The organism is Parasaccharibacter apium, assembly GCF_002917995.1.
GTDB lineage: Bacteria > Pseudomonadota > Alphaproteobacteria > Acetobacterales > Acetobacteraceae > Bombella > Bombella apis.
In genome coordinates, this window is record NZ_LMYH01000009.1 from 31703 (window position 1) to 52207 (window position 20505).

The 20505-nt window shown below is 59.8% G+C and carries 16 protein-coding genes; 10 read left to right on the top strand and 6 right to left on the bottom strand.

Translation table 11 applies throughout. From position 1 onward, the window contains the following. The first annotated feature begins 152 nt into the window (after window positions 1–152). Window positions 153–1049, top strand: coding sequence for an S-methyl-5'-thioadenosine phosphorylase (locus ASO19_RS03980; protein WP_043560531.1), 897 nt, complete (start codon window positions 153–155; stop codon window positions 1047–1049). Between the two features lie 75 nt (window positions 1050–1124). Here the strand turns inward: ASO19_RS03980 and ASO19_RS03985 are convergent, their stop codons facing one another. Next, window positions 1125–1913, bottom strand: coding sequence for an SDR family oxidoreductase (locus ASO19_RS03985; RefSeq protein WP_043561370.1), 789 nt, complete (start codon window positions 1911–1913; stop codon window positions 1125–1127). Window positions 1914–2235: 322 nt separating this feature from the next. On the opposite strand from ASO19_RS03985, the gene groES reads away from it, so the two are divergent. Beyond that, on the top strand, window positions 2236–2526 hold the full coding sequence (gene groES / locus ASO19_RS03990; protein WP_043560528.1) for a co-chaperone GroES: 291 nt from the start codon (window positions 2236–2238) through the stop codon (window positions 2524–2526). A 54-nt stretch (window positions 2527–2580) separates the two neighbouring features. Further along, a complete protein-coding gene (gene groL, locus ASO19_RS03995; RefSeq protein WP_043560525.1) occupies window positions 2581–4242 on the top strand; it encodes a chaperonin GroEL in 1662 nt (553 codons plus the stop codon). Between the two features lie 105 nt (window positions 4243–4347). On the opposite strand, the gene ASO19_RS04000 is transcribed toward groL, so the two are convergent. Beyond that, entirely contained in the window at window positions 4348–7329 is a 2982-nt protein-coding gene (locus ASO19_RS04000; protein WP_103765448.1) for an ATP-dependent DNA helicase, read from the bottom strand. A gap of 106 nt (window positions 7330–7435) precedes the next feature. On the opposite strand from ASO19_RS04000, the gene ASO19_RS04005 reads away from it, so the two are divergent. Both ASO19_RS04005 and ASO19_RS04010 read left to right on the top strand, forming a co-directional pair. Then, the gene (locus tag ASO19_RS04005) at window positions 7436–9058 is read left to right on the top strand and encodes a lysine--tRNA ligase (RefSeq protein WP_103765449.1); all 1623 of its coding nucleotides are present in this window, start codon (window positions 7436–7438) and stop codon (window positions 9056–9058) included. 3 nt (window positions 9059–9061) lie between these two features. After that, a complete protein-coding gene (locus ASO19_RS04010; RefSeq protein ID WP_232317218.1) occupies window positions 9062–11101 on the top strand; it encodes a lysylphosphatidylglycerol synthase domain-containing protein in 2040 nt (679 codons plus the stop codon). Here the strand turns inward: ASO19_RS04010 and ASO19_RS04015 are convergent. Beyond that, a complete protein-coding gene (locus ASO19_RS04015) occupies window positions 11098–11691 on the bottom strand; it encodes a 2'-5' RNA ligase family protein (protein WP_052349085.1) in 594 nt (197 codons plus the stop codon). The genes ASO19_RS04010 and ASO19_RS04015 overlap by 4 nt on opposite strands. Before the next feature lie 154 nt (window positions 11692–11845). Here ASO19_RS04015 and ASO19_RS04020 point away from each other — a divergent pair, with 154 nt between their 5' ends. The 5 genes from ASO19_RS04020 (at window position 11846) to cyoD (ending at window position 17013) form a co-directional block, all read left to right on the top strand. After that, complete coding sequence (locus tag ASO19_RS04020) at window positions 11846–12610, top strand: Bax inhibitor-1/YccA family protein (protein ID WP_043560517.1); 765 nt, start codon at window positions 11846–11848, stop codon at window positions 12608–12610. A 427-nt stretch (window positions 12611–13037) separates the two neighbouring features. Beyond that, entirely contained in the window at window positions 13038–14030 is a 993-nt protein-coding gene (gene cyoA / locus ASO19_RS04025) for a ubiquinol oxidase subunit II (protein WP_249103118.1), read from the top strand. Window positions 14031–14044: 14 nt separating this feature from the next. Further along, window positions 14045–16042, top strand: a complete 1998-nt coding sequence (locus tag ASO19_RS04030; RefSeq protein WP_043560513.1) for a cbb3-type cytochrome c oxidase subunit I — start codon at window positions 14045–14047, stop codon at window positions 16040–16042. An 18-nt stretch (window positions 16043–16060) separates the two neighbouring features. Continuing rightward, window positions 16061–16675 (top strand): cytochrome o ubiquinol oxidase subunit III, encoded by a 615-nt coding sequence (gene cyoC / locus ASO19_RS04035; protein WP_043561362.1) that lies wholly within the window; start codon window positions 16061–16063, stop codon window positions 16673–16675. Beyond that, window positions 16675–17013: a cytochrome o ubiquinol oxidase subunit IV gene (cyoD, locus tag ASO19_RS04040; RefSeq protein WP_043560511.1), complete on the top strand. Its 339-nt coding sequence runs from the start codon at window positions 16675–16677 to the stop codon at window positions 17011–17013. Before cyoC ends, cyoD begins: the two co-directional genes overlap by 1 nt. A gap of 163 nt (window positions 17014–17176) precedes the next feature. On the opposite strand, the gene fdxA is transcribed toward cyoD, so the two are convergent. From fdxA to ASO19_RS04055, 3 genes are all read right to left on the bottom strand, one after another. Beyond that, window positions 17177–17509 (bottom strand): ferredoxin FdxA, encoded by a 333-nt coding sequence (gene fdxA / locus ASO19_RS04045; protein WP_043561359.1) that lies wholly within the window; start codon window positions 17507–17509, stop codon window positions 17177–17179. 102 nt (window positions 17510–17611) lie between these two features. Beyond that, window positions 17612–17899 (bottom strand): RNA-binding S4 domain-containing protein, encoded by a 288-nt coding sequence (locus tag ASO19_RS04050; RefSeq protein WP_043560508.1) that lies wholly within the window; start codon window positions 17897–17899, stop codon window positions 17612–17614. Next, complete coding sequence (locus ASO19_RS04055) at window positions 17896–20505, bottom strand: helicase-related protein (protein ID WP_103765451.1); 2610 nt, start codon at window positions 20503–20505, stop codon at window positions 17896–17898. Before ASO19_RS04055 ends, ASO19_RS04050 begins: the two co-directional genes overlap by 4 nt.

Consider the following 20505-nt stretch of genomic DNA (forward strand, 5'->3'; position numbering starts at 1 on the left):
TGTAAAAAGGGCAGGCAACCCTGCCTATTGATTTTTGGGTTGGTCTTCTGAAAGACTGTCCGCTATCTGATGAGAGGACTGCCGGAAGGGTTGTGCGGGACTGTGTGCCCTGCGAGCGGCGACCGGGTCGAGGCAGGATGGAGTGAGGATTTATGGTTGCAGACAAGATGATCGAACCTGTCATTGGTGTCATCGGGGGCTCAGGCCTTTATGAGATTGACGGGCTGGAAAACCGGGAGTGGCGGCGTTGTGAATCCCCTTGGGGCGCTCCTTCCGATGAGCTCCTCTTTGGCACGCTGGAGGGGGTGCGCTGCGTGTTTCTGCCCCGTCATGGCCGTGGGCATCCCATTCCGCCCTCACGTCTGAATTACCGTGCGAACATTGATGCCCTCAAGCGGGCCGGTGTGACGGACATCATCTCTCTCTCTGCCGTGGGGTCTCTGAAGGAAGAGCTGGCTCCGGGCCATTTTGTGCTGGTGGATCAGTTCATTGACCTGACACAGGGGCGCCCCCGGACCTTTTTTGAGGAAGGCTGTGTGGCCCATGTCAGCATGGGTGAGCCGGTTTCCGCCCGCATGGCCACCACGCTGGCTGATGAGGCCGAAAAGCTGGGTATCACGGTTACACGGGGCGGGAGCTATGTCGTGATCGAGGGGCCGCAGTTTTCCACCCGGGCCGAGAGCGAGCTTTATCGCTCATGGGGGGCGTCGGTCATCGGCATGACGAACATGCCGGAGGCCCGTCTGGCCCGTGAGGCAGAAATGAACTATGCCACCGTTGCCATGGTGACCGATTATGACTGCTGGCACGAAGAGCATGAGCACGTCACGGTGGATGCTGTCGTCCGTACCATGAAGAGCAACTCCAAACATGCCCGGGAGCTTGTCCGCCGGGCCATTCCGGCCCTTGGCAAGGCCCGCCCCATCTGCACCGGTACCGGTGCAGCCGAGCGTGCGCTGGACAATGCCATCATCACGCCGCCGGAAGCCAGAGACTTCTCCGTTCTGGCCCGTCTGGACGCTGTTGCGGGGCGTGTGCTGTTCAGCTGAGCGCCAGCCTGATGGCTTTGTGAAGGGAGGGCCTCCCTGCCGGATGGCGGGGAGGTCTTTCTGCATGCAGGGCTTTCAGAAACCGTGAAGCAGGCCCCCGTCAACCGGGATGCGGGTCCCGGTGATGTAGGCCGCCAGAGGGCTGGCCAGAAAGGCGGCCATGTGCCCCAGCTCTTCGGGTTGGCCGTAGCGGCCTGCGGGCACGCCGTTTTCTTTCTGCCTGCGGAACTCTTCGAGCGGAATACCAGCCTTTTCAGCCCGTATTCTGTTCAGGGTGGCGACGCGGTCCGTCTCGAAGCGGCCGGGCAGCAGCGTATTGACCGTCACGCCATCATGGGCGACCTCCCGGGCGAGGGTTTTGCCCCAGCTGGCCAGTGCGGAGCGGAGTGCGCTGGAGAGAACGAGGTTGGGAATGGGCTCCACGATACTGGTGGAGGACACCATGATGATCCGGCCGAACTGTCGTTGCCTCATGCCCGGCAGATACTGGCCGACAAGCTGCATGACAGGCAGAAGCATCGTGGCGGTTTCTTTCTGCCAGAGTGCCGGATCGCAGGCCGTGGCAGGCTCCAGGGGCGGTCCGCCGCCATTGCCGATGATGATGTCCGTCTCCGGCATGATATTCTGGAGGGCTGTCAGGCAGGTCTGTACGCTGTCTGGTGCCGAGAAATCCACGGCATGCCAGTGCGGGGTGATGCCGGTATCGGCTGCCAGATCATGAGCGGCCTGCCGCAGTCTGTTTTCATCACGGGCCAGCAGACAGGGGCGGACGCCTTCCCGTGCCAGGGATCGGGCAATGCCCAGTCCCAGCCCCCGGCTTCCTCCCATGATGATGGCTGTTCGTTCTTGCAGATGCAGGTCCATGATGGCCTCTCCTGATCCTGTAAAGACGCCCCTTTTCAGGGAATGGAAAAGAGAAGTTTTCACCTCTTCGTGGTCAGGAGCAAGAGGGAATGAAACGGTGTGGCTCATGACAGGATGCGCCTGTTCATGAATGTTTGTTTGAAAGTAAGAACGATTAAAAAATCTCCGGTGCCTCGGAGGGGAGTTCTTGACGCTACAGGGGGGCGTCACTATCTCTCATTCGCCCCGTTTGATCGGGGAGTTTACTGGTGCGCTGCTAGGATGAGCGCAATAACCCGGCTGCGCTGCTTTATGGAAGGGCCAGCCTAAAATGGAGTGATCCATGACGAAGTTTCGTCCCCTTCACGACCGTGTAGTGGTCCGCCGTCTGGACGGTGAAGAAAAAACCGCCGGTGGCATCATCATTCCTGAAACCGCCAAGGAAAAGCCGATGGAAGGCGAGGTCCTGGCCGTTGGGTCCGGTGCCCGCAATGAGCAGGGTCAGGTCGTGCCGCTGGATGTCAAGGCTGGCGACCGTGTCCTGTTTGGCAAGTGGTCTGGTACCGAGGTGAAGATCGGCGGTGAAGACCTGCTGATCATGAAAGAGAGCGACATTCTGGGCATCGTCGGCTGAGGCCACATTCCCGGACATTTTTCTCTCTGACCATCTTTGAAGGAATTAGGTGTTATGGCTGCTAAAGACGTGAAATTTGGTGCTGATGCCCGTGAGCGCATGCTCCGTGGTGTTGATATTCTTGCCAATGCCGTGAAGGTGACGCTCGGTCCGAAGGGCCGCAATGTCGTTCTGGACAAGAGCTACGGTGCCCCCCGCATCACCAAGGACGGCGTTTCCGTCGCCAAGGAGATCGAGCTGGCCGACAAGTTCGAGAACATGGGCGCACAGATGGTGCGTGAAGTGTCCTCCAAGACCAACGATGTGGCTGGTGACGGCACCACGACCGCTACCGTTCTGGCCCAGGCCATCATCCGTGAGGGTGCCAAGGCTGTCGCCGCCGGCATGAACCCGATGGACCTGAAGCGTGGCATCGACAAGGCCGTGCTGCGTGTCGTGGAAGAACTGAAGACCCGCACCAAGAAGATCTCCTCCCAGGATGAGATTTCCCAGGTCGGCACGATCTCTGCCAACGGCGAGTCCGAAGTCGGCAAGATGATCTCCGAAGCCATGGAGAAGGTCGGTCACGAGGGTGTCATCACGGTGGAAGAGGCCAAGGGCCTGCACACCGAGCTGGATGTCGTGGAAGGCATGCAGTTTGACCGTGGCTACATCTCCCCGTACTTCGTGACGAACACGGAGAAGATGACGGCTGATCTGGAAAACCCCTACATCCTGATCCACGAGAAGAAGATCTCTTCTCTCCAGCCGATGCTGCCGCTGCTGGAAAGCGTCGTGCAGTCTGGCCGCCCGCTGCTGATCATCGCTGAGGAAGTCGATGGTGAGGCTCTGGCCACGCTGGTCGTCAACAAGCTGCGTGGTGGCCTGAAGATCGCTGCCGTGAAGGCTCCGGGCTTCGGTGACCGTCGCAAGGCCATGCTGGAAGACATCGCCATCGTGACCGGTGGTCAGGTCGTCTCCGAGGATATCGGCATCAAGCTGGAATCCGTCACGCTGGACATGCTTGGCACGGCCAAGAAGGTGCATATCGACAAGGAGAACACCACCATCGTCGAGGGTGCCGGTGCTGCCGAGGGCATCAAGGGCCGTTGCGCCCAGATCCGCTCTCAGATCGAAGCCACGACATCCGACTATGACCGTGAGAAGCTCCAGGAGCGTCTGGCCAAGCTGGCTGGTGGCGTTGCCGTCATCCGCGTCGGTGGCAGCACCGAGGTCGAGGTGAAGGAGCGCAAGGACCGCGTTGATGATGCCCTGCACGCAACCCGCGCCGCTGTTGAGGAAGGTATCGTCCCGGGTGGTGGTACGGCTCTGGCCCGTGCAAGCCTGCTGTTCGATGACCTGACCTTCGAGAATGACGACCAGCGTGCTGGTGCCCAGATCGTCCGCAAGGCTCTTCAGGCTCCGCTGCGCCAGATCGCCCACAATGCTGGTGAAGATGGTGCCGTGATTGCTGGCAAGGTGCTGGAACTGAGCAACTACAACGAAGGCTTTGACGCCCAGAAGGGTGAGTACAAGGACCTCGTGGCTGCCGGTATCATTGACCCGACCAAGGTCGTCCGCACGGCCCTTCAGGATGCAGCCTCCGTGGCTGGCCTGCTGATCACCACCGAAGCCATGGTTGCCGAGCGTCCGGAGAAGAAGTCCGACGATGCTGCTGGTGCCGGTATGGGTGGCATGGGCGGAATGGGTGGCATGGGTGGTATGGGCGGCTTCTGATCGCTCATCCTTCCCCATCCCGGTCACTCTGGCCGGGATGGCCTCCTGTCCCGTACAGGCAGAAAGAAAAGCCTCGCTCTTTCGGGAGCGGGGCTTTTTTGTGTTTTACCTGTTCAGGAAGTCGTCAATGTCTGTCAGTGCTTCGCTCAGCGGTAGACGCTGGACAGGTACGCCATCAGGGAAGGCGGAGAGAAGGCGGGACGGCATCCGGCTGTCCAGAATGATGAACACGCCCCGGTCATCAGCCCGGCGGATGAGGCGCCCGAAGGCCTGGCGCAGGCGCATCCGGGTGATGAGGTCGTCATAATCGCCCGGCCTGCCGCCGGAAAGATGGCGGCGGCGTTCCCGGTGAAGAATGTCGGGCCGGGGCCAGGGGGTACGTTCCATCACCACCATGCGGAGGGCCTCTCCAGGGACATCCACGCCATCACGCATGGCATCCGTGCCCAGCAGGCAGCTGTTCGTCTCGGTACGGAAGACATCCACCAGCGTGGCGTTGTTCATGGCGTCCACATGCTGGGCGTAGAGGGGGATGTTCTTCATCCCCAGCGGCTCATGGATGCGGCGGTGGACCTCTTTCAGCCGTTGAATGGCTGTGAAAAGCCCCAGAGCTCCTCCATTGGCTGTTTCAAAAAGAGCCTGAAAGGCCTGCGCCTGTGCTGCCGGGTCCCGTGAGACATCCGTGATGATGTAGGCCCGTGTCTGGTGGGCATAGTCGAAGGGACTCATCAGGGCAGCCCGCATGGGGGGCTTGAGGAAATGCGCCGTGCCCAGTCGTCGCTCAGCCTTTTCCCATCCGGCTTCCCCGTCTTCATCCGGGCTGCGGTCCCGCAGGGTGGCGGAGGTGATGAGCAGCCCGTGCGTGGTGCTTTGCAGGGTGCTGGCGAAGGGAATGGTCGGGTCCAGCCAGTGGCGGTTCAGGGCAATGTCGTGTCCTCCCTGGAGGAGCCGTGTGGGGGGTAAAGGCTCCCGGTGGATGAAGTCCACATAGGTCGGCAGGCTTGTCTGGGCAACGGGTTGCTCCATGATGGCCCGTACCATGCTGATCCACCCTTGAAGGCGGGAGAGGGCACGGCGATGCAGGCTGCGTATGGTTCCCTCCAGCCGTTGCTGGAAGGCTGTATCGGGGTCTTCCTCCTGCGCTTCCAGAGCTTCCTGAAGGTGCCGGATGATCCGGTCCAGCGGGGTGACGATGTCCTGAAGGGCCGTGAGCAGGGTTTCGGCGTGCTCACGCAGCGGGGCGGGTATGGGGTGCAGGTCGCATTCCTGGCGAGGATAATGGCCCTGCTGGCCGCGGGTCTGCATCTGTATTTCCGCTATGCGGGCATCCAGATGCATGTCCAGCATCTGGAGGAACGCCTCGGCCGGTTGGGGGAGGGACGCTTCCTCGACCATGGCGAGGGGGAAAGGGTCTTCCTCATCGTCATCAGGCGGGGTGGCAGGCCTGTCTTCCAGCGGGGGGACGTCTGGTGGCGGCGGGGCCATGCGGGCCTGCCGGGCCTCATGCAGGCGTCCGCTCCAGCCGGGGCGTGGCAGGCCTTTCTGTGTGGCAAGGACAAGCTCCTGAAGGGCATCCTTGAGGGCTGGCAGGCGCTCCATCAGGTCTTCCATGCGGCGCATCAGGCCACGGGCACGGGAGCGGCTCCCCTCAGCCCCGAGTATCCAGCGGCGCAGGTCGGCTGCTTCCAGCCCGGAGAAGACCAGAGAGAAGGCACTGTCTGCCGCATCAGGGATGTGATGGCCTTCATCAAAGACATAACGGGTGGGGACGCCATTTTCGTCTGCCAGATTGCCGGGTGCCATGTCCTGCGGCAGCATGGCGTTCCACGCTGCCTGGGACAGGACGAGCGCATGGTTGGCGATGACGAACCGGGCATGTTGTGCACGGCGTATGCCATGCTCGATGAAGCAGCTCTGATAATGCGGGCAGGCGGAATGGATGCACTCGCCCCGCCGGTCGGCAATCATGTTCAGCAGCCCGGGCTGGAACAGGTCCCCGAACCAGCCGGGAAGGTCGCCCCCCATCAGGTCGCCATCTTCCGTGGTCTCGGCCCAGAGAGCGAGAAAGACCAGCGGGATGAGGCCAGGCTGCGCCTGTGGCTGGCGGTTGAGAAGGGCGGTGGTGATATCTTCCAGGTTCAGGAGGCAGAGATAGTTTTCCCGCCCCTTGCGGATGACGGCAAGCTCATGCCGTTCTGTCGGATCGGGGTAAAGACGGGTCAGTTCCTGTTCGATCTGCCGTTGCAGATGGCGGGTATAGGTACTGACCCAGACAGCTCCGTCATTCTTTTCGGCCCAGAGGCTGGCCGGGGCGATGTAGCCCATTGTCTTGCCCGTGCCGGTACCCGCCTCGGCCAGCATGATGTTGGGGGCATTGGCGACATCCCGGGGGGTGAAGGCGTAGCTGGTGGCCGAGGCAAAATCGGCCTGACCGGGGCGGGGTTCTGCATGCCTGCCCAGCAGGGCGGAAAGACGCCTGCGGGCTTCCTGCTGGCTGACTGGCTGGCTGCCAGCAGGGGGACGGGGCGCACGCTCCTCCCACTGGGGCAGGCGCCGCCATATTTTCAGGGCATCAATTTCTCTGGATCGTCCCGAAGATGCAGAGGGAGGAGGCAGGGCCTCTTTCACGATGTCGTGCCAGCTCCATCCGGCCTGGTCCAGAGTGGGCAGCAGAAGGTGGAGCGTGGCGATTTTCTGGGAAGGCTGTCCTGACAGCTCATCCAGAAGGTGCTGGGCAATACGGTAGAGACTGTCGGCCTGTAGGGGAGCTGTATCCGTCGGTTCTGCAAGGCCCAGCTCCAGGGCGAGGCCACGGGCTGTCGGGGTCACGCTCCGGGCCGGATGGACGAGAAGGAAGAGTTCCAGCAGGTCCAGCCAGGGAGCGGGAAGAGGTTCCGGGGGCAGTTCCAGCAGACGGAGCGTGGCAGGCCCGTGGATGAGTAGCGGCGGCGGCAGCTGGCGGAGCATGTCCCGGACTTCGGCAAGGGGAATGTCCAGCACCTCACCATCAGGCGTGATGAGGGAGGAGAGGCCATGTCGTGCGATCAGGGCTGGCGCATCAAGGTAGGAGCGGAACAGGCTGGGCATGCTCCAACTCATACACAGGAAGTCCTCCTTCTGCGAGGGGAAAGCAGTGCACGCCCCGCCTGCATACTTGACCAGAGGGGGGAGGGTTCATAATTAACGTAGTCTTATGCAGAACAAAACGCCTTCTCCCCAGAATGATTCGTCTTTCCCCAAGCTCTGGCCGTTTGAGGAAGCCCGTAAACTGGCTGCCCGTGTGGCAGACAGGGACCCCAGCAAACCGGTTCTGATGGAGACAGGCTACGGGCCTTCCGGCCTGCCGCATATCGGTACGTTCGGCGAAGTGGCCCGGACGACATGGGTCCGGCAGGCTTTTGAGAAGCTGACAGGTCGCCAGACCCGTCTTCTGGCCTTTTCTGATGACATGGATGCCCTGCGCAAGGTGCCGGGCAATGTCCCCCAGCAGGAGATGCTGGCTGAGCATCTTGGCCTGCCGCTCTCCCGTATTCCCGATCCGTTTGGCACGCATGAGAGTTTTGCGGCGCACAACAATGCCCGCCTGCGCCAGTTCCTTGATGCGTTCGGGTTCGATTATGAATTTGCTTCTGCAACCGATTACTACACGTCCGGCATCTTCGATGCGGCCCTGAAGCGTGTTCTGGAAGAGCATGACCGCATCATCGAGGTGATCGCTCCCACGCTGGGCAAGGAACGGCGGGCGACCTATTCCCCTGTGCTGCCGATCCATCCCGAGACGGGCCGTGTCATGCAGGTGCCCATCATCAGCGTGAATCCGGATGCCGGAACAGTCGTCTGGAAGGACGAGGACGGGAAGAGCTTTGAGACATCCGTCTATGGCGGGCAGGCCAAGATGCAGTGGAAGGCCGACTGGGCCATGCGCTGGTATGCTCTGGGTGTCGATTATGAGATGTCCGGCAAGGACCTCATCGACAGTGTGAAGCTTTCCTCCAGGATATGCCGCATTCTTGGCAGTGAGCCACCGCTGAACCTGACCTATGAGCTGTTCCTCGATGCCAATGGGCAGAAGATCAGCAAGTCCAAGGGAAATGGCCTCTCCGTGGAGGAATGGCTGCGGTACGGCCCGTCGGAGAGTCTGGCTCATTACATGTTCCAGCAGCCGACCCGTGCCAAAAGGCTCTATACGGACATGATCCCCAGAGCCACGGATGAATATCTGGCCCTCGTGCAGAAGGGTGAGCAGCAGAGCGCAGAGGAGTTCCTTTCCAACCCGGTATGGTTCATCCATGAAGGGAAACTGCGCCCGCAGGATACCAGCCCGGTTTCCTTCACAGCCCTGCTGAATCTGGCCAGTGTGGCCAATGCCAGGGAAGTGGAGACACTCTGGAAGTTCCTGCGGCGTTATGATTCCAGCCTGTCGCCAGAGACACATCCTTATGTGGCACGGCTGGTGCAGCACGCTCTGGATTACTTCAATGAGCGTGTCCGTCCGACCAAGGTGTTCCGTGCTCCGACGGAGACAGAGCGCAAAGGTCTGGAAGACCTCGCAGCAACGCTGAAGACGGTGCCGGACAATGCGACTCCGGATGATGTGCAGAATGTCGTATTTGAGGTCGGCAAGCGTTACTTTGCCAAGCCGGAGCTGCGGTCCTGGTTCGGGTGCCTGTATGAGGTGCTGCTGGGGCAGAAAGAGGGCCCCCGCTTCGGCATTTTTGCGGCTTTGTTTGGCCTGAAGGAGACTGTTGCCCTCATTGATGAGGCTCTGGCACGTCCTGTTGAGCCTGCCGGGGCAACGGAGGAAACCAGAGGCTGAGGCATGACGGCTCCCTCCGGTATGCCAGATGGTGCGGATGCCTCTCCGTCACTTGCTGACGGACGGCTGCGGCGTTTTCTGACGCGTCTGCCGGCCATGGTGGGGCTGGTCCTGCTCATTTTTGCGGGGCTGGTGATCTGGCGGGAGCTTCAGCATCTGTCCCTCCAGCAGGTGATGGCGGGGCTTCATGCCATTCCTGCCGCCGCCTTGTGGAAGGGGGCCGGGGCAACCATTCTTTCTTATGCCATCCTGTCTTTCTACGATGGTCTGGCCTGTCATCATGTGCAGGCGGGCATTTCGTGGCGGCGGTCAGCCTTTGTGGCGTTCTGTTCCTATGTCCTGTCCCATAATCTTGGGTGCGCAGCCATTTCGGGCACGGCTGTGCGCTACAGGCTCTATCGTAACTGGGGTGTGCCGGGGATCAAGATTGCGGCCATCGTGGCGTTCTGTTCCGTCACCTACTGGCTGGGGATGCTGGGGCTTGTGGGGTTCATCCTGCTGGCCCAGCCGGGCATTATTCCTTATGTCCGTCATCTGCCGCCCTGGGTAACTGATCTTGGGGGAGCAGCCTGTTTCTCTGTCCTGCTGGCCTATGTGCTTCTGCCCTGCTGGAAGCAGGAAGTGCATATTGGCAGGTGGACATTGCGGTTTCCAGACTGGCGGATCGGGCTGGGGCAGATCCTGTCCAGCATGGCGGACATGTCTGCTACCGCCCTGATCGCCTGGTGTGTGCTGGATACGCTGCCCAATGGGAGCGGCCTGACATTTGGCGGGTTTCTGGCCATCTATATCGGGGCTTACACGGCCGGTCTGCTGGCCAATGTTCCGGGTGGGCTGGGAGTGTTCGACAGCACCATGCTGCTGGCGCTGTCCCCGTGGTTTTCCGTGCCGCACATCATGGCAGGGATTCTGGTTTTTCGCCTGTTCTATTACATCATTCCCCTGCTTCTGGCGGGTGCCATGTTTGCCGGGCATGAGCTGTTCATAAAAGGGGCACCTCTGCTGGCCCGGTTTGGCAGGACCGTGGAGCACAGCCAGAGTCTGCGTTCATCTGAAGCGGATTTCGCCACGATCGTTGCCACGGGCAGTCAGGCCGTGCTGGGCATCGTCATCGTGGTTTATGCCCTTCTGGCACCATTGCCTCCGTTCCATTCTTTCTGGAGTGCGGTCCTTCTTCAGGGCGCCGCTTTTCTGCTGACCCTCATCGGGGTGATGCTCGTCGGCCTGTCTCTGGGGCTGTCCCAGCGGGTGGCGTTGGCCTGGCGGCTTTCTGTCGGGGCTCTGTCCATCACGCTGTTGATCCTGACCGTAAGGCAGGCCCATTGGGTGGCTTTTCTTGTCGTGCTGGCCGTGCTGTTCGTTTTGCTGCCATTCCGCAAGACCTATTACAGGCAGGCTTACTGGCGGGTAGAGCCGTTTTCTCCTTTTGTTCTGGCGCCATTCTCGCTCTGGCTGTGCGGGTTGGCCGGTGTCAGCTGGATCGCCCGTCAGCGGCATCTCGGGCATGTCTGGTGGCGTTCTATGGTTCATGATGCCCATACGGCGGTCGGGCGCTGGTTTCTCGGTGGTGCGGCCGTGTGCTGTCTGCTGGGGCTGTGGTTTGCCCTGAGGAAAGCACGGCTGCATCTTCTCCCATGGAACATGGATGCCCGGGTGCAGTACGCCTGCCTTCAGGATTCAGCAGAGGCTCTTTCCCTGCCGTGTGAGCGCCTTTTCGTGCCTGATGGCATGTTGTCGGATGCAACAGGGAAAGCTGCCTGCGCGGTGGTCCGGCTGAAGCCTTTCTTGCTGTCGGAGCCAGTGCTCCTGTGTCTGGGCGGAGCTGTGGGAGCACGGGGACAGCGGGGTGGTGCTGTCTGGCGGCTGCGGGATTACGCCGTGCAGGAAGGGTGCCAGCTGGCCGTCCTTCAGCAGGGAGCACGGCAGGCGGACATCTACGCCTCTTTCGGCCTTGGTCTTTTTTCTCTTGAAGGCGACGAGGGATGGTTTCTTGTCTGCCGGCCGGAAGATTATCACGCCCTGAAGCTGCTGCTGGGCCTTTAGAAAAACCCGTTTTCCTCATCAGCCAGAAGAGGGCTGACGTGCGGCAGGGCAAGCCCCGGCTGGGCCGGGTAGGCTTCCAGAATCTGGAGATGGGGGCCGGTGCCAGAAGGCAGATGCTCTACCAGACTGATGTGGTCTACTGTCATTTCGGAGCTGTGAAAGAGGTTGTGCCGCTGTATCCATGGGATGAGATCGGTCGGGGAGGCTGGTTCCAGCCAGGCAATGGTCACTTCCGGGACGACGGCACGGCGGGGCAGGGAGAGGCCTGCGCGGCGGAGGGTGCTGGCAAGCCGCTTCTGCAAGGCAAGTAGCGGGGCCTGCGGAGTGAGGCTGACTGTCAGCCGGTCTTCCATCTCTCCCATCTGATGGCCGACCTGATGGAGGGCCAGAGAGAAAGGTTCCCATCGCAGGTGGGACAGGGTCATGTCCAGCTCCTCCATCTCGTGGCGGCTGTTTAGGTGGCCAAGGGGCTGGAGGGGGATCAGACACTGTTCTGCCGGTGACCAGCGGACATCATCCAGACTGCCACGCAGCAGGCCAAGTTCTGCCTGTATGGTGGGAGACAGCGTGAGGGCGAGGGAAAGATTCATGGGGCCTCCCGCAAATCAGGGAGATTAACAAAAAGAAAGTCAGGGTCTTGTCCTGAATTCTTGACTTGGGAAGAAACTACCCCACATTCTACGGGAACGATAGGGGCGGGCCCAGTGAGTCCCCCCTGAAGACTTATCGCAGCAAGTGGATATCATGGCTTTCCATTCCGATTACGAGACAACACGAGGACAGGCGGCTGCCGCTTTTGATGCGGGTCTGCGGGCTTACATGCTGCGTGTCTACAACTGGATGGCTCTTGCTCTGGGGATAACGGGGGTGACGGCCTATGCCGTGGTCCATACGTCGCTCCGGGCGCTGTTCTTTCATGTCGTGCAGAGAGGGGATGCTTTTGCGCTGGCTCCGACCGGTCTGGGGATGGTGAGTGTTTTCGCCCCTCTGGCCTTTGTCATGGTGCTGTCCTTTGGTGTGAACCGTCTCTCCCGTTCGACAGTGCAGCTTCTGTTTGTGCTGTTCAGCGTGGCCATGGGCGTCAGCATGGCATCGCTGCTTCTGGCCTACACAGGGTCTTCTGTTGTCCGGACATTCTTTATTGCCGCCTCCCTGTATGGCGTCATGTCTCTCTGGGGGTATGTGACGAACCGGTCCCTCATGGGGATGGGGTCGTTCCTGACGATGGGGCTGATAGGTCTGGTGATCGCTTCTCTGGTCAACATGTTCATCCCGGCCCATGGGCTGACAGTGGCCATATCTTTCATCGGGGTGCTGCTGTTCACGGGGCTGACAGCTTATGACACCCAGCGCATCAAGCTTTCCTATCAGCAGTATGCGTCTGTCCTTCCGGCTGAAGAGACGGGGAAGATGGGGATCTATGATGCCCTGACGATGTATCTGAATTTTGTAAATCTCTTTCAGTTCCTGCTGCAGTTTACAGGAACAAGATCTGGTGGGCGTGATTGATCCACTGATGAGTCGGGTCAGTACAGGAAGAGGAGCCTCCGGGCTCCTTTTTTGTTGCGATTTTTTGCGGTTGAAAGGAAAATGGAAAATTAAGCGATCATCTTCTTGTTTTTGATGAAAATATGATGTTTTCTCAGAAATGGCAGATAACCGGTCTTTTTTTTAAAAAGACCGACGGGGTTCCTTTTTTTTATGAGGCTTGCCCCCTTGTAATCTCCGTTATTCGGGAAGAATAAAGTGGGCGGCACTGGGGTCTCAGGGCTCCATATTTCATATTGAGTACGGAGGGAGTTCCCTTCTGTTGTCAGGATACGAACGGGAAAGGCACAAATAAGATGACAACGTTCGGTGGCGATCGCGCTGTCCTGACTGTGTCAGAAAGTGTTCCGGCCTTTTTACGGCGGAACAACAGATAGAGGCAGGATCCATGAAAAGACTCTGGCGATTTTTCCCGGCGTTGCCTGCATTGATGCTGTCGGGCTGTACGGTTGATCTTCTTCAGCCAGCCGGCCCGATCGGGGAAGGTAATCGCGACATGATGGTGCTTGAATGGGCCGTCATGATGTGCGTTGTGGTTCCGGTGATTATTGCGACACTCGTATTTGCCTGGAAATACCGGGCTTCCAATACGAAGGCGGAATATCTGCGGAACTGGTCACATTCAAACAAGATTGAAGTGTTCATCTGGGGTGTCCCCATTCTGATCATTCTTGTTCTGAGTGTCTTCAATTACTGGAGCACGCATTATTACGACCCGTACAAGCCCATCTCCAAAGAGATGCAGGTAAAAGTTGGTGCGCCTGATGCAAAGCCGCTCCATGTGGAAGTTGTTTCCCTGGACTGGAAGTGGCTGTTCATTTACCCAGACCTTGGGATTGCAACCATCAACGAGCTGGATGTCCCCACAAAGACACCTCTGGATTTCCGGATTACGTCTGACAGTGTGATGACATCGTTCTTCATTCCGCAGCTGGGGTCACAGATCTACAGCATGGCCGGGATGGAAACACAGCTCCACCTGATGGCAAGCCGCCCGGGCAACTTCCAGGGTGAGGCCGCCCAGTACACGGGGCCGGGCTTCTCCGACATGCGCTTCCGCACGATTGCCATGCCGCAGGAGCAGTTTGACGCCTGGGTACAGAATGTACGCAGTGGCGACAATCCGCTTGCAGCCAAGGAAGCCCTGGATGCACAGACGTACCTGAAATATCACGCCGCACCGGCTGCCCCGCATGATGAGGCACCCAAGCCGGCTCCGGTCGTGTATTTCTCCAACGTACAGTCTGGGCTGTTTGAGAGCATTGTTGCGAAATACAATGTCGGCATGACCCATGAGAACCACGGCACGAGCATGGGCGACAAGTCCATGGACATGCCTGCTGAGTCTCATACGGCTGCACCTTCCAATACCGGCATGTGAGGACTGATCTAAAGATGCTCGGAAAACTTACCCTTTCGTCCATACCGTATGATGTGCCGATTCTTGTCGGTACATTCATCGGTGTGGCTGTAATCGGGATTGCCGTTCTTGCGGCGGTCACCTATTTCAAAAAATGGGGTTATCTGTGGCGCGAGTGGCTGACCACGGTCGACCACAAGAAGCTCGCCATCATGTATGTTGTTCTCGGTCTCGTCATGCTTGTGCGTGGCTTTGCCGATGCGCTGATGATGCGTACACAGCTTGCCCTTGCCTACGCAGGTAACCCCGGTTATCTGCCTCCGCACCATTATGACCAGGTCTTCTCGGCCCATGGTACGATCATGATCTTCTTCATGGCCATGGTGATGATGCAGGCCCTGTTCAACTTCGTGGTGCCATTGCAGATTGGTGCGCGCGACGTTGCGTTCCCGCTGATCAACTCGATCAGCTTCTACATGACGCTCGTCAGTGCCATTCTCATCAACATCTCCCTCTTCATTGGTGAGTTCTCCAATGTTGGCTGGCTCGGCTACCCGCCGATCTCCGAACTGCAGTTCAATCCCGGCGTCGGTGTGGATTACTACATCTGGTCGGTGCAGATCTCCGGTATCGGTACTCTGCTGACAGGGATGAACTTCCTGACGACGATCATCAAGCTGCGTGCCCCCGGCATGAAGTGGATGCACATTCCCGTCTTCACATGGACGGCTTTCTTTGCCTGCATCATGATCCTGACGACCTTCCCGGTTCTGACGGTTTCCATGGCTCTGCTGGCTCTGGATCGTTACCTCGGCATGCACTTCTTTACCAATGATGGTGGCGGTAGCGTCATGCTCTACCTGAACCTGATCTGGTCCTGGGGTCATCCGGAAGTTTACATCCTCATCCTGCCTGCCTTCGGTGTGTTCTCCGAAATTGCAGCGACCTTCTCCGGCAAGCCGCTCTTCGGTTATGCCACGATGGTCATCGCAACGGGTATCATCACCTTCCTGGGCAGCATCGTGTGGGTTCACCACTTCTTCACGATGGGTGCTGGTGCTGATGTGAACACTTTCTTCGGTATCATGACGATGTTCATCGCCGTGCCGACGGGTGTGAAGATCTTCAACTGGCTCTTCACCATGTACAAGGGGCGTGTCCGCTTCGAAGGTCCGATGCACTGGATCGTCGGCTTCATGATCACCTTCTCCATCGGTGGTATGACCGGTGTCATGATGGCCATGCCGGCAGCAGACTGGGTGATCCACAACTCCCTGTTCCTGGTGGCGCACTTCCATAACGTGATTATTGGTGGTGTGTTCTTCGGTTACGTGGCTGGTCTGAGCTACTGGTTCCCGAAGGCTTTCGGCTACAAGATGCGCGATGTCTGGGGTAAATGGGCGTTCCGTTTCTGGTTCGTCGGTTTCTACCTCTCCTTCATCCCGCTCTATGCTGTTGGTCTGGAGGGCATGACCCGTCGTATGAACCATTACGACAACCCGAACTGGCACCCCTGGCTGCTCGTGGCCTGTGTTGGCGTGTTCGTTCTGGCTGCCGGTCTGGCCTGCCAGGTCATCCAGTTCGTGCTGGCTGCGTTTGACGCCGTCAACAAGAAGCCGGATGCTCTGGATCTGACGGGTGACAACTGGGGTTCTGGCCGTACGCTGGAATGGTCCCTTCCATCTCCGGTTCCGCACTACAACTTCGCACGTCTGCCGGTCATCCGTGGCCTGGATACGTTCCATATCGAGAAGGAGCTGGGTCGCCCGGCACCGGTCTCCGAGCTGGAGCCGATCCACATGCCGAAATATTCGGCGGTTGGCCCGATGCTGGGTGCCTGCGGGCTGCTGATCGGCTTTGCGCTGGTCTGGCACATCTGGTGGGCTGTGATCGTAGGGCTGGTCGTAGCCTTCTTCACCATCGTTCACCGCAGTGCGAACCTGGATGTTGATTTCTACGTCACCGTGGAAGAGATCCGTGCTGATGAAGAAGCTTTTGCCCGGCGGCTTGCCGCTGCCAAGGCAGCAGAGTAAAGGGAGGCGATGAAAACCATGTCTTATGACGTAATGCACGCGCCCTCTGCTCATCACGATGAGCATGAGCATCATCAGCAGGAAACCACGATCTTTGGTTTCTGGATCTACCTGATGACAGACTGTATCATTTTCGGCACGCTGTTTGCCGTCTTTGCTACACTCTGCCATCACTTTGCTGGTGGGCCGACGGGGAAGGACCTGTTCGATATCAAGAATGTTGAGATCGAAACAGCCATCCTGCTTTTCTCCTCCATCACCTACGGCTTTGCTTCCATCAACGCCCACAAGAAGAACAAGGGTGCCGTGCTGGGTTGGCTGCTGCTGACCTTCGTGCTCGGCGTGTCCTTCGTCGTTCTGGAGATCAACGAGTTCCACGAGCTCGTGGCTCACGGCGCAGGGCCGGACAAGTCCGCCTTCCTGTCTTCTTTCTTCACGCTGGTAGGGACACATGGGCTGCATGTCACGATCGGTCTGATCTGGATGCTGGTCCTGTTCTTCCAGATCATGGGCAAACAGGGGCTTAGCACCCGGATGCAGACGAAACTGACGTGCCTGAGCCTGTTCTGGCATTTCCTTGACATCGTCTGGATCTGCGTCTTTTCCTTCGTTTACCTGGGGAGTGTTGTCTAATGAGCGGGAATCATACGACATCGCACGAAGGTGAAAATCACGGCTCCTATGGCTCCTACATTGTAGGGTTCATCCTTGCCGTGGTCCTGACAGTGGCATCCTTTGCCACTGTTCTCAGCAAGGCCTTCTCCTTCTGGCAGACGATTGCCATTCTCGGTGTGCTGGCTGCGGTCCAGATGGTCGTCCATCTGATCTTCTTCCTGCACATGGGTACGAAGAGCCTCTCCCAGCGGCAGAATCTGGCAGCTTTCATCGTGACGGCCCTGATGGTCCTGATCGTGGTTGCCGGGTATCTGTTCGTTCTCTGGGACGCTCAGGCGAACATGATGGCTGGTTGATAGACCGGCCCATCATGTCAGCGACATGAAGAAACCGGTGGGGGGAAACCTCCACCGGTTTTTTTTATGTGTGATGCAGCCGTGGCAGCCATGCAAAGAAAAACCCCCGGAGGGACAATTCCCCCGGGGGTTCTGCTCCGTTCCAGCAGGAAGAAGGCTGGCGTCAGTCCTTGTGTGGCTCTTCGGAGAGCATCTCACGCTTGCCTTCCTTGCCGTTCCATTCCTCACGGTCGGCCGGGGGCGTGCCCTTCTGGCTCATGTTCGGCCAGATGGCTGAATATTTGGCATTGATCTCCATCCAGTCAGCGGCACGGGCATCACTGTCGGGGAAGATGGCTTCTGCCGGGCACTCAGGCTCGCACACGCCGCAGTCAATGCATTCATCAGGATTGATGACGAGGAAGTTCTCACCAGCGTAGAAGCAGTCAACGGGGCAGACTTCCACACAGTCCATGAACTTGCAGCGAACACAGTTTTCTGTGACCACATAGGCCATTATTGCCGTCTCCGGTTTGGTGTTGCAGGCCAGCCAAACGGCCCATTTCAAAGATTCCAGCACTGATATGCCGAAAGCGGAGGGCCTTTTGCAAGCCTATTGTCAGAAATTGGCCGTCTTTTCCTCGATCCGTTCATAAAGGAGGGCGGCCTCTCTGGCAGGACCACGTCGCTCTCCCAGCTGCATGACACGCCATACGCAGACCTCCCCCTGACGGTGGGGAGAGGCGAAGCTGACGATATCTCCCAACCGGAGGCGGGCATGGGTCTTGTGGGTCCGCTGCCCGTTGATGCGAACCCGTCCCTTGCGGATGAAGGCGGCGCAGAGACCACGGGTTTTGGCCAGGCGGGTGTAATAGAGCCAGAGATCAAGTCGCTGTCCGTCCATCATGATGATCTGCCAGATGATGACCAGTTCCGGAGGGCTGCGAATGGTGAGTCGGCCTGCTTCTGGGCGGCTTTCTGTTCCCTGCGGCCAGCAGACGGTTTCTGTTGCCGGTTCCTGCGCCGTTCGGTGCCTTTCTGGCGGCCGGAAGGCCGTGTGTCCCTGCGGCCCGTCCGACCCAGAATGATGAGGGGCGAGGCGACGCCATACTGCCCGGCCGAAAGCGGCTGCGGCGCATGATGGGGAATGTTCAGGCTCTTGAGCAGGGCGGGCAGCAGGGTCGCCTTTATCCCGAGGGATGAAGCCAGTGTGTCGGGAGTCACGATATTGCGGCCGGGCTGCCTGCCATGAGGGCGAAGGGTGGAGAGCAGGGCATCCAGTCTGTCCAGACGGACATGCACGGGGCCGGCCTTTTCCCAGCCCGGCGGGGGGATGGGATGGCCATCGCTTGTGAGACAGATGCGGGCGGCATCGGGTGTGGCCTGCTGGCGGTCATGCCAGATGTTGTGCAGCAGGACCATCATCGGCAGGCAGGCCGGGCGGAACAGCTGCGGGCAGTAGACCTGCCGCCAGCCGATGCGAACCCCGCTGCGGTGCAGGCGTTTTCTCTCGGCAGGGGTAAGGGTGCGGTCTTCGGGCAGGGTAGGGGTGGTGCCGCCATCCTCCCGCAGGCGGTAATAGAGGCCACGCAGGATGGGACTGTCCTGCAGCTTGTCTTCCAGACGGAAAAAGAATTCCAGAACGGTGCTGATCCGCTCCGTCATCAGGGCCTGAAGATGGGTCTGTACCTGTCGGCTCTGGTGGTTGTCCTGAAACTCACCGGGCAGAAGCTGGATGAGGGGATGAAACAGGTCATCGCCCCGCACGAGGGTGGCAATGGGGGCACCTTCCCAGTGAATCTGCCTGTCATCGGTCAGGGTGAACCGGCTGATGTCCTGTGTGAGGAAATGGCGTATCCGGGCGGGCATGGCCTGCCGCAGGGCACGCCTGCCTGCCCGGCGCAGCAGGTCACCCTCCCGGCTGTCGGCGGGCGTGTCGATCTGCATGGTGAAGCCCACAATCTGCCCGACCTCGTGCCCTTCCACGATGATGCGGTTCTGGGGTGTGACGGCATGGAGAGCCTCGGAGGCCGCCCCGGGTTCAGGACGGCGGAGCAGGGCGGTGGCCCGCCTGTTGACGAAGCGTTCCTTCAGCCGTTCATGCAGCGTGTCGGAGAGGCGGTCCTCCACGGCACGGCAGCGTTCCTGCCACTGGCGGCTCTGGTGCATCCAGCCCGTCCGGGCAGCCACATAGGCGCAGACCCGTACGCCGGAGAGCCGGTGCATCAGTGTGTCCATGTCGCCATCCAGCCTGTCCAGCCCTCTCAGCTGGCTTTCCATCCACGCTGGAGGGATGCGGCGATGTTTCAGGAGGTCAAGGAACAGGCGGGCACAGAGGCGTGTATGGCTGCCATCGCCCAGCTTGCGGAAGTCCGGAATCTGGCAGACATCCCAGAGCAGTTCCGTTGCCCTGTGGCCACGGGCCACCTCCCGGATGTCGTCCATCTGCATGAGGCCGGTCAGGACATCCAGATCGGAGGCCGTACGCCCGGTGATCAGGCCGGGGCGGGGAGGCTTGCGCATCAGGCTGTTGAGAAGCGTCTCGGGCGAGGTGTAATCCAGAGCCGTCTGCCGCCAGTAGACGGCCTTGATGGCCTCGAACTCATGGTCTTCCACTGCCTTGACGAGCTGCTGGCTCATGGGCGGGCAGGAGGCCGTCGTGCCGAAGGTACCATCCCTCATGCCCCGGCCAGCCCGACCGGTGATCTGGGCGACTTCCTGCGGCGTGAGGGCACGGGAGTTCTGGCCGTCAAACTTGTGCAGGGCGGCGAGGGCGACATGGTCCACATCCATGTTCAGCCCCATTCCGATGGCGTCGGTAGCCACGAGATAGTCCACATCCCGGTTCTGGTAGAGGGCGACCTGTGCATTGCGGGTACGGGGGCTGAGACGGCCCATGATGATGGCACAGCCACCCCGTTTCTGCCGGATGGCCTCGGCAATGGCATATACCTCCGTGGCGGAGAAGGCCACGATGGCCGAGCGTGGTGGCAGACGGGTGAGGTTGACCGGCCCGATGTTCGTCAGCCGGGAGAGGCGTTCCCGGGTCTCGATCGTGATGCCGGGAACCAGCTGCCGGAGCAGCCCCCGGATGGTCTCAGCCCCCAGAAAGAGCGTTTCTCCCTTGCCACGGGCATGGAGGAGCCGGTCGGTGAAGATGTGGCCACGGTCCGGGTCTGCGGCGAGCTGTATCTCGTCAATGCCGACAAAATCCACCTTCCGGTCCAGCGGCATGGCCTCCACCGTGCAGGAGAACCAGCGGGCCCCCGGTGGAATGATTTTTTCTTCCCCTGTCAGCAGGGCGACATGGCGCTCGCCTTTCAGCTTCACAAGGCGCTCGTAATTCTCCCGGGCCAGCAGGCGGAGGGGAAAGCCGATGATGCCGCTCTGGTGCGCCATCATGCGGGTCAGGGCGTAATGGGTCTTGCCGGTGTTGGTGGGGCCAAGTACGGCATGGATCACCCCCGATTGCCGGGAAGTGGCTGGGGCAAAGGCTGGATGTGGTCCCGTCAT